Here is a 13,287-nt window from a genome sequence, read left to right on the forward strand (position 1 = left end):
CGCCAGGCTACCCGCCGCGCAGGGCCTTCGCGATTCGCTGGGCGGACACCGGCTGGGCGGTGCCGAGACGCTGCGCGAACACGCTGACCCGGAACTCCTCGAGCAGCCAGCGCACCTCCACGAGCTCCGGCGGGGCGTCCGCCGGGAGGGGTATCGCGCCCCCGGCCTCCGTGAACGCCTGGGCGACGCGCTCGTACTCCGTCATCCGGGCCCGGTCCTTGCCCGGCTCGCTCGCCAGAGTCTTCAGACGGTCGAGCATTCCGTCCAGATACCGCGGGAGATGGGCGAGTCGTTCAGCGCCTGAGGCGGAGATGAAGCCCGGATGCAGAAGGCCGCTGAGCTGCGACCGGACATCGTTCAGCGGCCCGAGCAGAGCGAGTGAGTTCTGCGACTTGATCCCGCGTTCGACTTCGCGCGACTTCGTGAGGATGCGGGCGACCAGTGACACGGTCTGGAAGAGGTCGTCGACGAGCGTCGCGTTCACGGCGTCCCGCGCGCGGGTGAACTCGGCTTCTGTTCGGATGGCGCGCTCCGAGCCGCGCGCTCTGCGGATGGCATCGCGCACCACAGCGGTCCGTGCGTCCTCGATCAGTGCAGCGACGGTTTGGTACGGCGACGCCGCGAGCGCCAGTTTCTCCTGCGAGGTGAGGTGATCCTGCACGTACGAGGCGGGGGACGGCACATTCAGGAGCACGAGTCGCAGGACGCCGGCGCTGGTCGCCTTCTCGGCAGCATCCGCCGTCGCCTCGACACGCACCGAGACCGTCCTGCCCTGATCGACGATCGCCGGATAGCCGCGCACGACGCCGCCGGCGACTCGGGTATCGAGCACCTCCGGCAGATCGCCGAAGGTCCACGAGGTCAGACCGTCCTGCTCGATGGTCGCAGACGGAGATGCCGCCACCATGCGAGGGGAAGGCGCGTGCCGACGCGGCTCCTGGTGCGAGATCGTCCGCGCCACACTCGCCCTGGCGCGGTCGGATAGCGACCGTTGCAGTTCGCCGAGATCGCGTGCGGATCCGGCGACGCGCCCGCGCTCGTCGACAGCGCGGAAGTTCATGCGCAGGTGCCCAGGGACTCGGTCGTCCTCGAAGTCCGCAGCCGAGACCGGCTGATTCGCGAGCGGCTGGATGAGACGGGCGAGCGCTTCCTTGAGCGACCGCTCCGGTCGGCCCTCATGCGACTCGGGACCCTGCTCGGCCAGTTCGGCGCCGAACTTGTCCGCCCAGTCCGCGGCTGGGACGACGTGGCGGCGGATGGCCTTCGGGAGCGCACGCAGCAGCGCCGTGACGAGCTCGGCGCGAAGACCAGGCACCTGCCAGTCGAACCCGCGGTCCTCGATCTGCGCCAGCAGTGCGAGCGGCACGACAACACTGACGCCGTCATCCGGCGCACCCGGCTCGAACCGGTAGGCGAGCCCCAGAACCTGGTCGCCCTGTGTCCAGCGGGTCGGGAACTCGTCCTTGCCTGCGCGATCCTCGTCCTCGATGAGGTCGCTCTCGCGCATGACGAGCAGCTTCGGAGTCTGCTGAAGGGCCTCGCGCCACCAAGCCTCGAACGATCGGACGTCGAACACCTCGGCCGGGACGCGCTCGTCGTAGAAGCGGAACACCGCCTCGTCGCCCGCGAGGATGTCACGTCGGCGCTCGCGCTCCTCGAGCTTCTCGAGTCGTCGGCGCAGCTCGAGGTTGCTGCGCCAGAACGCGCTGACGCGCTTGTCGATCCGGCCCGGATCCCATTCGCCCTCGACGAGCGCATGCCGCACGAACAGCTCCCTGGACGCCGCGCGATCGATGCGGGCGAACTGGATGCGCCGGCGGGGCACGATCTCCACCCCGAAGAGCGTCACCTTCTCGTAGGCGACGGCGGCGCCGGCATCCTTCGACCAGTGCGGCTCCGCGACCTGACGCTTGGCCAGGTCGCCGGCGAGCGACTCCGCCCACGCCGGGTCGATCGCGGCGACGGTGCGGGCGAACGTGCGCGAGGTCTCGACGATCTCGGCGGCCATCACCGCGCGCGGGCTCTGCTTGCGGAGCCCCGACCCCGGGAAGATGGAGAATCGGACGCCGCGAGCACCGCGATATTCGACGATGCGGCGCTTGGGATCCTTCTGGCTCTTCGCCTGGCCCTTCGGCGGTGTCTTCGCGTTCCGCTCGTCGAGGATGCCGATCTGAGAGAGCAGGCCGGCGAGGAGCGACCGGTGGATGGCGTCGCCGCGCTCGCTCAACGCCCCGCGGGAGGAGACCTTCACCAAGGAGCGGAGCTGTCTGTGCACGTCGAACCACTCGCGCACGCGCACGTAGTTCAGATGCTCCGAGCGGCACAGCCGGCGGAAGGCACTCGAACCGAGCTCGCGCTGCTGCTCGCGCAGGTGGTTCCACAGGTTCAGGACGCCCAAGAAGTCGCTCGTCGGGTCGGTGAAACGGGCGTGCATCCGATCCGCGGCATCCCGCACCGCCTGCGGAGCGTCCTGCGACGGTCGCTCGCGAACATCCTGGATCGTCATCCCCGCGACGATCGCGAGCACCTCGTCGACGACGCCGTTGCGCTGCGATTCGAGCAGCATCCGTGCGAACCGCGGGTCGATCGGCATGCGGGAGACGTCGCGACCGATCTTCGTGAGGCGCGGGGTGTCGCGGGTGGTGTCGACGGCTCCGAGCTCGGTGAGCAGGTCGAAAGCCGCCTTGATGCCGCGGGAGTCGGGAGGGGTGAGGAACGGGAATGCGGTGATGTCGCCGAACCCGAGCGACAGCATCTGCAGCACGACCGAGGCGAGCGACGTGCGCAGGATCTCGGGCTCGGTGAACTCGGGCCGTTTCTCGAAGTCCTCTTCGGAGTACAGCCGGATCGCGATGCCGTCGCTGGTTCGGCCCGCGCGTCCTGAGCGCTGATTCGCGGATGCCTGGGAGACCGCCTCGATCGGCAGCCGTTGCACCTTCGAGCGGTTGCTGTAGCGCGAGATGCGCGCGGTTCCGGTGTCGATGACGTACTTGATGCCGGGGACGGTGAGGCTCGTCTCGGCGACGTTCGTGGCGAGGACGACGCGGCGACGCACGCCGGCGACGCGGCTCGGCTCGAACACGCGGTGCTGCTCGGCGGCCGAGAGCCTGCCGTAAAGCGGGAGGACCTCGACGGGAGCCGTCGCCGATGTGTACGCCGCGCGGACAGCGTCAGCGGCATCCCGGATCTCGGCTTCACCCGGGAGGAAGACGAGCACGTCGCCAGGAGCCTCCCGATCGAGCTCGCGCAGGGCGGCGACGATCGCGGAGACCTCGTCGGCCTCGACCTCCTCCTCATCGGCGATCCCGCGGTAGCGGATCTCGACGGGATACGTGCGGCCGGAGACCTCGATGACGGGCGCCGGGGTCCCGTCCGCGCCGGCGAAGTGCTTCGCGAAGCTCTCCGGGTCGATCGTCGCGGAGGTGATGATGACCTTGAGATCCGGGCGCTCGGGGAGGATGCGGGTCAGGTAGCCGAGGAGGAAGTCGACGTTGAGCGAACGCTCGTGCGCCTCATCGATGATGATCGTGTCGTAGCGTCGCAGCAGACGGTCGCGGTGGATCTCGTTCAGCAGGATGCCGTCGGTCATCAGCGCGATCTTCGTCTCGGCCGACACCTGATCGGTGAAACGCACCTTGTAGCCCACGACGCCGCCGAGCTCGACCTGCAGCTCTTCGGCGACGCGCTCGGCGATCGTCCGCGCTGCCAGGCGCCGAGGCTGCGTGTGCGCGATGCTCGTCCGCCCGAGCTCGAGGCAGATCTTCGGCAGCTGCGTGGTCTTCCCCGAGCCGGTGGCGCCGGCGACGACGACCACCTGGTTGTCGCGGATGGCATCGGCGATCTCCTCCCGCGCGGCGCTGACGGGCAGCTCGGGGGGATAGACGATCACGGGGGAAGACATAGCCCTCCATCGTATGACGCCCGAGCCTGTCATCACAGGTCGTAGGCTGGTCTGCATGACGATTCCCCTGATCACTCTCAATGACGGTCACACGATCCCGCAGCTCGGCTACGGCGTCTTCAAGGTCGATCCGGCCGACACGGAGCGCACGGTGAGTGAGGCCCTCGAGGTCGGCTACCGCCACATCGACACGGCAGCGATCTACGGCAACGAAGAGGGCGTTGGTGCTGCGATCGCGAAGAGCGGCATCGCGCGCGACGACCTCTTCATCACGACCAAGCTCTGGAACGACCGCCACGACGGCGACGAGCCGAACGCCGCGATCGCGGAGAGCCTCGAGAAGCTCGGCCTCGAGCACGTCGACCTGTACCTCGTGCACTGGCCGACACCCGCCAAGGACAACTACGTCCACGCGTTCGCCAAGCTCATCGAACTGCGTGAGCAGGGACTGACCCGCAGCATCGGCGTCTCGAACTTCCTCGTGGAGCACCTCGAGCGCGTCGTCGCCGAGACCGGCGTCACCCCGGCCGTGGACCAGATCGAGCTCCACCCGGCGTACCAGCAGCGCGAGGTCACCGAGTGGGCCGCCGGTCACGGCGTCCGCATCGAGGCGTGGGGTCCGCTCGGCCAGGGCAAGTACGACCTGTTCGGCACGCCCGCCGTCGCCGATGCCGCGGCATCACATGACAAGACCCCTGCGCAGGTCGTGCTGGGCTGGCACCTGCAGAAGGGGAACATCGTGTTCCCGAAGTCGGTGCGGATCGAGCGTCTGCGCGAGAACCTCGACGTGTTCGACTTCACGCTGTCCGACAGCGAGATCGCGGCGATCGACGCGCTCGACCCGCTGGACGGCTCCGGCCGCGTCGGAACGCACCCGAACGAATTCAACTGAGACGTCGCATTTCGTTCGATGACGCCCTGTGTCGCTTCGCGTGCCACAGGGCGTCATCGTGAGTAGCGTCATCGGCATGACAGCTCCCTATCGCGTCGTCGCCGTCTCCGGTTCGCTCCACGAGCCCAGCAAGACGACCGCCCTGCTCCGTGCGATCGCGGATGCCGTCGCCGCGCGCGCCGACGCGGAAGTGCAGCTGATCGAGCTCACCGTGATCGGCCCGTCGCTCGCCGGGGCCCTGCGGCGCGAGCAGCTGCCCGCGCACATCGAGGAGCAGCTCGTCGCGATCGAGCAGGCCGACCTGCTGATCGTCGGCAGCCCCGTCTACCGCGCCTCGTTCACCGGACTGTTCAAGCACCTGTTCGACTTCGTCGAGCAGTACGCCCTGGTCGGAAAGCCCGTACTGCTCGCGGCCACCGGCGGGGGAGAGCGTCATGCGCTGATGATCGAGCATCAGCTGCGTCCGCTGTTCGCGTTCTTCCAGGCGCTGACGCTGCCGCTCGGCGTCTATGCCAGCAACACCGACTTCGACGGGTACCGCGTTGCGTCGGACGTGCTCGAGGCGCGCATCGCGCTCGCAGCCGACCGCGCGCTGCCGCTGGTCGGATACGCGGCGACGCGCACGGTGGAGGCGCTCGTCTGACCCGCCGCCCCACGTCGGGTGGGGCGTAGCGTGTGAGGCATGACCAACCGCCTCGCCGAGACGCTCAGCCCGTATCTGCGCGCGCATGCCGAGAATCCCGTCGAATGGTGGGCGTGGGGGCCCGACGCCTTCGCCGAGGCGGAGCGACGCGGAGTGCCCCTGCTCATCTCGATCGGATACTCCACATGCCACTGGTGCCACGTCATGGCGCGGGAGTCGTTCTCCTCCGACGCCATCGCCCAGGTGATCAACGCGAACTTCGTGGCCGTCAAGGTCGATCGTGAGGAGCATCCGGAAGTCGACGGCGCCTACATGGCAGCGGCGTCGGCGTTCACACAGAATCTCGGTTGGCCGCTGACGATCTTCGCGACACCGCAGGGACGCACGTTCTACGCCGGAACGTACTGGCCCCCGGAGGCGCAGGGGCAGATGCCGGCGTTCCGCGACGTGCTCGCCGCGGTGCAGGAGGCATGGACGCTGCGCCGCGAGCAGGCCGTCGAGTCGGCGGATGCTGTCGCCGCGGCTCTCGCGGAGGCGGCTGTCGTGTCGCCGTCCGATGTGCCGTCGTCGTCTGCTGTCGTCGCGGCGGCCGAGGCGATCGCCGCGCGCGAGGACCGGATGTTCGGCGGGTTCGGCGGTGCGCCGAAGTTCCCTGTCGCGACGACGCTGAGCCTTCTGCAGCAGCCCCTCGTGCGCCGCGCGTCGCCGGGTGCCGCAGCCGCTGCCGACCGGGCGCTGGCGGCCATGGCCGCCTCTGATCTGCACGACGAGGACGGCGGCTTCTTCCGATACGCGACCCAGCGCGATTGGACTGTGCCGCACTACGAGCGGATGCTGACCGACAACGCGCAGCTGCTGGAGGTCGCGCTGCGCGCCGGCGATGAGCAGACGGCGCGCGGAGTCGCGGCCTTCCTCCTGACCGTGCTCCGCCGCGAGGGCGGCGGATTCGGCGCGGCGCAGGACTCGGAGTCGGTCATCGACGGCGAGCGCAACGAGGGCGGGTACTACCTGCGTCCCGTCGTCGAGCGCGCAGCGCTGCAGCCGCCCGCCGTTGACGGCAAGGTCATCACCGGCTGGAACGGCCTGGCGATCGCCGCGCTCTCGCGGGCGGGATCGGCGCTCGGGGAGTCGGCGTGGGTGGACGCGGCCGAGGACACGGCGCGATTGGTGCTGCGGGTGAACCGCGCGGCTGACGGCGGGATCGTGCGTTCATCCCTCGATGGCGAGGCCTCGACGGCCGTGGCGACGTCAGCGGATCTGGCTCTGCTCGCCGATGGGCTGTTCGCCGTGGCTGTCGCGACAGGCAGCGCTGGGTGGGCGGTGCAGGCCAGGGAGATCCTCGATGATGCGCTCAATCTCGGTGCCGTGACGGATCCGGTGCTCGCGGCACAGGGTGTGCCCGCAGCCGCGGATCAGACCGACGGCGATCTGCCGTCAGGAGTCGCGGCCGCGGCTGCGGCGTCGCTCACCGCCTGGCGTCTGGGTGCGGGGTCTCAGTACCGCGCGGCCGCCGAGGAGCAGGTGCGGGCGCACGCGGCATCCGCTCTGCAGCATCCGTTCGGACACGGGTCTCTCCTCGCCGTCGCGGCCGGTCTCGCACAGACGCCGCGTCAGGTCGTCGCGGTCACGGATTCCCGCGACGGCGCACTGGCGACGGCATCCCGACGGCTCGACGCCGACGTCATCGCCGTCGTCACTCCGGCGCAGGCGGGGGACTTCGAGGACGCAGGGTTCGACCTGTTCGCGGGCAAGTCCGCCGCAGCCGACCTGGTTTACGACTGCCGCGATTTCGTCTGCCGCCTGCCGGTGTCGGATGGCGGCGAACTGGTCCGAGAGCGTTGAGAGGAGATCACTCGTGGACAAGCGCGACCCGTTCTTCCACGGCACGAAAGCGGCAGCAGCGATCCGCTCCGCGTCGTCGGCGAGACCGATGACTGGGCCAGGCAGACACCGGAGGCGCTTGCCGCTTGGCACGAGCGTCTCACGGCCCTGCGGGCGGACGAGCGCGGCACGATCATCAACTGAGCGGGGTCGCCGCGCCGGGGCTACACCCAGGTCGGCATCCAGTTGTGGATGAGCCAGAAGTCGTACGGCACGTTCATGCCCGTCCACACCGGGTAGAAGAACGCCGAGACGAGCACGACGACGATCAGGAACACCAGCACGGTGCGCTCGCCCGCCTGTCGCCGATAGAGGGGATCGTCGCGTCGACCGGCGATGTCGCCCAGCGCGAGCACCAGCGCCAGCACGAGGAACGGCACCATCACGACCGTGTAGAACTGGAAGATCGTCCGCTCGGGGTACAGCAGCCATGGCACATACGTGATGGCTAGGCCGACCAGCGACAATCCGTACGTCCACGGCATCGGCGTGCGGTCGATGAGTCCGCGCACGAACCGGTAGAGCAGATAGATCGCGGCGGCGACCCCGGCGTACCAGATGAGCGGATTCGGGACCGTTGAGATCACCGACATGCAGTGATCGGAGCCGCAGGACTTGTCGTCGCCCACCCACACCGCGGTCGGCCGGATCAGGAACGGCCACTGCCATGCCGGGCTGGCGTAGGGGTGACCCGAGTCGAGGCCGACATGGAACGCGTAGATCGCCTCGTGGTACTTCCACAGCGCCACGAGCGGATCAGCGTCCGATTGCCGGTCGTAGCCGCCGGCGGTGAGGAGCCACCCGGTCCAGGAGGCGAGGTAGGTGAGCGCTGCCGCCGGCACCAGCAACAGGAACGACGCGGCACCCTGTCTGGCGACGGCATCCATCGGCCAGAACGCGACCCCGGCGCGGCGCCGGGCGAGCGCATCGGTGACGACGAGGTAGATGCCGAATCCGGCCACGGCGTACAGACCGGACCACTTGACGGCGGTGGCGGCGCCGAGGGCGACGCCCGCCGCGATGACCCATGGGCGGCGCCAGACGACCCGGCCCCATAGTTTGCCGCCGTCGGCATATTCCACGAGCGGAATGGAGCGCCGCCGATCGAGCAGCACGAACCAGAATCCGAGCAGGAGGAAGAACGTCAGGATGCCGTCGAGCAGGCCGATCCGACTCATGACGATGCTCAACCCGTCGATGGCGAGCAGCAGTCCGGCCACGGAGGCGACCACGATCGACCGCGTCAGCTCCTTCGCGACGAAGTACACGAGCAGGACCGTCGCCGTCCCGACGAGTGCGACCATTAGGCGCCACGCCGCGCTGTTGCCCGCTCCGAAGAGCCCCATGCCGAGCGCGATGATCCACTTGCCGAGCGGCGGGTGCACGACGAAGCTGCCCGTCTCGCCCAGCGCGCTCGTGTCACCGGTCAGGAACGCCTCGTTCGCGCCGTCGCCCCAGCTGCCCTCGTAGCCGAGCACCCACAGCGACCAGGCGTCCTTGACGTAGTACGTCTCGTCGAACGCGAGCGTGTGGGGGTGAGCGAGGTTCGCGAGCCGCAGCACAGCCGCGAGCGCGGTGATCACGAGCGGGGCGAGCCAACGGACGACACGGCTCCAGTCCGGATCGAGGAGCATCCGATCGCGCAGGCGGCCCCACACCGTCAGACGCTCGGCCGGAGGCGGGAGCAGGGGCACGGGCGCGGACACGGCATAAGCCTAAGGCGTGCGTGTTCTGCCGCACCTAAGCTGAACGGGTGATCATCCTCGCGGCGACTCCGATCGGCAATCTCGGCGATGCGTCCCGTCGTCTCATCGAGGTGCTCGAGAACGCGACCGTCGTCGCAGCGGAGGACACCCGCACCACGCAGCGACTGCTCAGGGCGCTGAACATCGAGAACCGTCCTCGGCTGATCGCCCTGCACGACCACAACGAGAAGCACAAAGCCGCAGAGCTCGCGGCGCTCGCCGCTGACGAGGACGTGGTCGTCGTCAGCGACGCCGGGATGCCCGCGATCAGCGACCCCGGATACGGGTTGGTCGCCGAAGCCGTTGCACAGGGCGTGACCGTCACCGCGATCCCCGGACCGAGCGCGGTGATCATGGCGCTCGCGATCTCCGGGATGCCCACCGATCGCTTCACATTCGAAGGCTTCCTGCCGCGTAAACCGGGGGAGCGGCGGCAGACACTGCGTGCCGTCGCCGCGGAGCCGCGCACCATGATCTTCTTCGAATCGCCGTCCCGACTCGCGTCCTCCCTCGCCGACATGGGGGCGGCCTTCGGCGACGACCGCCGCATCGCCGTCTGCCGCGAACTCACCAAGATGTTCGAGGAGGTCCGGCGGGGCACCGCACCTGAGCTCATCGAGTGGGCAGAGGCCGGCGTCAAGGGCGAGATCGTCATCGTCGTCGAGGGGGCGGCGCCCGTCGCGGCATCCGTCGAGGATGCGGGTGCACAGGTGCAGGCCCTCGTCGCCAGCGGCATGCGCCTGAAGGACGCCTGCGCCGAGGTCGCCGCGGCGACGGGCCTCAGCTCACGCGACCTGTACCAGCAGGCCCTCGCCTCCCGCACCCGATGAGCGCGGACTTCGCAGAAGCGCACGAATCTCGCAGACATTCCGCGGAACCCCGCGAAATGCTCGCACAACCGCGAGATTCCGACGACGTCGCGATCGCTGCGGCCTACGACTCGCGCGCGGCCGAGTACATCGAGCTCGCCGGCAGCATCGATCAGATGGATGCCTCGGACCGCCGCCTCATCGCCGGGTGGCGCGATTCCACCGCTGGGCCGCTGCTGGATGCCGGATGCGGCCCCGGCCCGTGGACAGACTTCCTCCACGACGGCAGCCGGGACGTCATCGGCGTCGACCTCTCTGAGAAGTTCCTGGCGAGTGCGCGCCGCACCTACCCGCATCTGAGGTTCGAGGCCGGCAGCTTCCGCACGCTTCCCGTCGCCGACGCTTCGCTCGGCGGCATCCTCGCCTGGTACTCGCTGATCCACACTGCCCCAGCCGAGGTCCCCGACGCGCTCGACGAGTTCTACCGAGTCCTGGCCCCCGGCGGCTCCCTCCTCCTCGGCTTCTTCGACGGACCTCCCCGCGAGCCGTTCGCCCACGCGGTCACCCGCGCCTACTTCTGGTCAGCGGAGGCGCTGGATGCTCTTCTCGCCGAAGCCGGCTTCACCGTCACGCACCAGGAACACCGCCAGCGAACCGCAGTTGAAGCCAGTACACGCCCGCACGCCGCTCTGACTGCGATCAAACGCGACAGTTGAGGCCGGAGCGACACACGAGCTCGCCGCCCCGGCATCCCGCCTAGAATTGGGCGCATGCCCGCAGGCGATTCCTTCTACATCACCACGCCCATCTACTACCCGTCCGATGTGCCGCACATCGGCCACGGGTACACGTCGGTGGCGGTCGACACGCTCGCCCGCTGGCACCGCCAGGCGGGCGATGACACCTGGATGCTGACCGGAACCGACGAGCACGGCCAGAAGATGCTCCGTGCCGCCGCGGCCAACGGCGTCACCCCGCAGCAGTGGGTCGACAAGCTCGTCTCCGAGAGCTGGTTCCCGTTGTTGGAGACGCTCGACGTCGCCAACGACGACTTCATCCGCACCACGCAGGAGCGCCACGAGAAGAACGTGCAGGTGTTCTTCCAGCGGCTGTACGACGCGGGCTACATCTATGCCGGCGAGTACGAGGCGCTCTACTGTGTGGGCTGTGAGGAGTTCAAGCCCGAGTCCGAGATCGTCGACGGAACCGGACCCTTCGAGGGTCTGAAGGTCTGCGCGATCCACTCCAAGCCGCTCGAGCTGCTGCAGGAGAAGAACTATTTCTTCAAGCTCAGCGAGTTCCAGGACCGCCTGCTCGAGCTGTACAAGAACGAACCGGACTTCGTCCGCCCTCATTCGGCCCGCAACGAGGTCGTCTCATTCGTGTCGCAGGGTCTGAAGGACCTCTCCATCTCGCGTTCGACCTTCGACTGGGGCATCCCGCTGCCATGGGACGAGTCGCACGTCATCTACGTGTGGGTCGACGCGCTTCTGAACTACGCCACAGCCGTCGGGTACGGCTCGGATGAAGAGACGTTCGCCCGCCGCTGGCCCGCTTATCACGTCGTCGGCAAGGACATCCTCCGGTTCCACGCCGTCATCTGGCCTGCACTGCTCATGGCGGCCGGCGTCGACGTGCCCAAGGGCGTCTTCGCACACGGGTGGCTGCTCGTCGGGGGCGAGAAGATGTCGAAGTCGAAGCTCACCGGCATCGCGCCGACCGAGATCACCGATGTGTTCGGCTCCGACGCGTACCGCTTCTACTTCCTCTCCGCCATCGCGTTCGGACAGGACGGCTCGTTCTCGTGGGAGGACCTGTCCGCCCGGTACCAGGCCGAGCTCGCCAACGGATTCGGCAACCTCGCCTCGCGCACGATCGCGATGACCTCGAAGTATTTTGATGGGGTGGTGCCGGACCCGCATGTTTACGACGAAGCCGATGTTGAGATTCAACGCATCGTGGAGCGGGCCGTGTCCGGAGCTGATGCAGCGATCGAGGCGTTCCGAATCGACGAAGCAATCCGAGAGATCTGGACGATTGTTGACGCGCTCAATGGATACATCACAGCGATGGCGCCGTGGGCATTGGAGAAGAACCGCGTCGCTGCGGAGAACGAGTCAGCAGAAGCAGCGGCGACTGTTCAGAGCGTTGGGGACGCGATCGCTGGTGGTGACGTAGAGGTCAATGCGGAGCTGAGGGCAGCGATCTTCGAACTGCAGGTCGCTGTTGAACACCAGCAGGCTCGGTTGGCGACGGTGATATATACGTGTCTAGAGGGCCTGCGTGCTCTCGCGGTATTGCTGTCGCCGGTGATTCCTCAGGCCACTCGCAAGCTGTGGGTGGCGCTCGGAGCCGAGCAGACGCTCGGCTCGCTGGCTGCTCAGCCGATTCGTGAGGCCGGTGCCTGGGGCAAGCTCGCTCCCGGCACGAAGGTGACGTCCCTCACCCCCCTCTTCCCCCGGGTCGAGTCCCAGCCCTGAACACCCCGCGAAACTTCAGTTATGTCATCAAAAGTGCCCGAAACAGAGACATATGTGAAGTCTCGCGGGGTAGAGGAGCGGAACAACCTCCGGTACCCGCCCGCGCCAGAACCGCTGACGGTGCCCGTCTACGACAACCATGCGCACCTCGAGATCACCGACGGGGATGACCCGCTCACGCTGACCGAGCAGCTCGATCGCGCGCAGGCCGTCGGCATCCTCGGCGTCGTGCAGGCATCGGGAGACATCGAGTCGTCACGGTGGGCCGTGGATGCCGCGGCATCCGATCCTCGCGTCCTCGCCGCCGTCGCGATCCACCCGAACGATGCGCCGGTATACGCCGAAGCCGGGCAGCTGGGTCACGCGATCGAGGCGATCGACGAGCTCGCCGCGCACCCGCGCGTGCGAGCGATCGGCGAGACGGGGCTGGACTTCTTCCGCACCGGCCCCGAGGGACACTCTGCGCAGTTCGAGGCGTTCGAGGCGCACATCGCCCTGGCGAAGAAGCACGCGATCGCGATGCAGATCCACGACCGCGATGCGCACGACGCGGTCCTCGAGACCCTCGCCCGGATCGGCGCTCCCGAGAAGACCGTGTTCCACTGCTTCTCCGGCGACGACGCCATGGCGCGCACCTGCGCGGATGCCGGCTACTACCTGTCGTTCGCCGGAAACGTCACGTTCAAGAACGCGCAGAACCTGCGAGATGCGCTGGCAGTGACTCCGCGCGACCGCATCCTCGTCGAGACGGATGCTCCGTTCCTGACTCCCGTGCCGCTTCGCGGTCGCCCGAACGCGCCGTACCTCGTGCCGATCACCGTGCGGTTCATGGCTGAGGAGCTCGGCGTGCACGTGGACGAACTCGCCGCGCAGATCGCCGAGAACACCCTGCGCGTCTACGGAGATTTCGCCGACTGAGCCCGCCTGCCCGCACAC

The 13,287-nt window shown here is 68.4% G+C and carries 9 protein-coding genes; 7 read left to right on the forward strand and 2 right to left on the reverse strand.

The features are described 5' to 3' along the window. Positions 1-7: 7 nt before the first annotated feature. On the reverse strand, positions 8-3,901 hold the full coding sequence (hrpA, locus tag KHB019_RS12365) for an ATP-dependent RNA helicase HrpA (protein ID WP_337459102.1): 3,894 nt from the start codon (positions 3,899-3,901) through the stop codon (positions 8-10). Positions 3,902-3,956: 55 nt separating this feature from the next. On the opposite strand from hrpA, the gene KHB019_RS12370 reads away from it, so the two are divergent. The 3 genes from KHB019_RS12370 to KHB019_RS12380 all read left to right on the forward strand — a co-directional run bounded on the left by KHB019_RS12370 (position 3,957) and on the right by KHB019_RS12380 (position 7,278). Continuing rightward, a complete protein-coding gene (locus KHB019_RS12370; protein ID WP_230103491.1) occupies positions 3,957-4,793 on the forward strand; it encodes an aldo/keto reductase in 837 nt (278 codons plus the stop codon). Between the two features lie 76 nt (positions 4,794-4,869). After that, positions 4,870-5,436, forward strand: coding sequence for an FMN reductase (gene msuE, locus KHB019_RS12375; RefSeq protein ID WP_230103490.1), 567 nt, complete (start codon positions 4,870-4,872; stop codon positions 5,434-5,436). Between the two features lie 39 nt (positions 5,437-5,475). Continuing rightward, a complete protein-coding gene (locus tag KHB019_RS12380) occupies positions 5,476-7,278 on the forward strand; it encodes a thioredoxin domain-containing protein (protein ID WP_337459103.1) in 1,803 nt (600 codons plus the stop codon). A gap of 203 nt (positions 7,279-7,481) precedes the next feature. On the opposite strand, the gene KHB019_RS12385 is transcribed toward KHB019_RS12380, so the two are convergent. Further along, complete coding sequence (locus KHB019_RS12385; protein ID WP_337459104.1) at positions 7,482-9,023, reverse strand: dolichyl-phosphate-mannose--protein mannosyltransferase; 1,542 nt, start codon at positions 9,021-9,023, stop codon at positions 7,482-7,484. A gap of 47 nt (positions 9,024-9,070) precedes the next feature. On the opposite strand from KHB019_RS12385, the gene rsmI reads away from it, so the two are divergent. The 4 genes from rsmI to KHB019_RS12405 are packed head-to-tail and all read left to right on the forward strand — an operon-like array spanning position 9,071 to position 13,269. After that, entirely contained in the window at positions 9,071-9,892 is an 822-nt protein-coding gene (rsmI, locus tag KHB019_RS12390; protein WP_337459105.1) for a 16S rRNA (cytidine(1402)-2'-O)-methyltransferase, read from the forward strand. A gap of 56 nt (positions 9,893-9,948) precedes the next feature. Continuing rightward, positions 9,949-10,587 carry a class I SAM-dependent methyltransferase gene (locus KHB019_RS12395; RefSeq protein ID WP_337459106.1) on the forward strand — a complete coding sequence of 213 codons (639 nt, stop codon included), beginning with the start codon at positions 9,949-9,951 and terminating at the stop codon, positions 10,585-10,587. A 54-nt stretch (positions 10,588-10,641) separates the two neighbouring features. Continuing rightward, positions 10,642-12,351 carry a methionine--tRNA ligase gene (gene metG / locus KHB019_RS12400; protein ID WP_337459107.1) on the forward strand — a complete coding sequence of 570 codons (1,710 nt, stop codon included), beginning with the start codon at positions 10,642-10,644 and terminating at the stop codon, positions 12,349-12,351. 21 nt (positions 12,352-12,372) lie between these two features. Beyond that, positions 12,373-13,269, forward strand: coding sequence for a TatD family hydrolase (locus KHB019_RS12405; RefSeq protein ID WP_337459108.1), 897 nt, complete (start codon positions 12,373-12,375; stop codon positions 13,267-13,269). Positions 13,270-13,287 lie beyond the last annotated feature (18 nt).

The sequence above is a fragment of the Microbacterium sp. KHB019 genome (assembly GCF_037285405.1).
GTDB lineage: Bacteria > Actinomycetota > Actinomycetes > Actinomycetales > Microbacteriaceae > Microbacterium.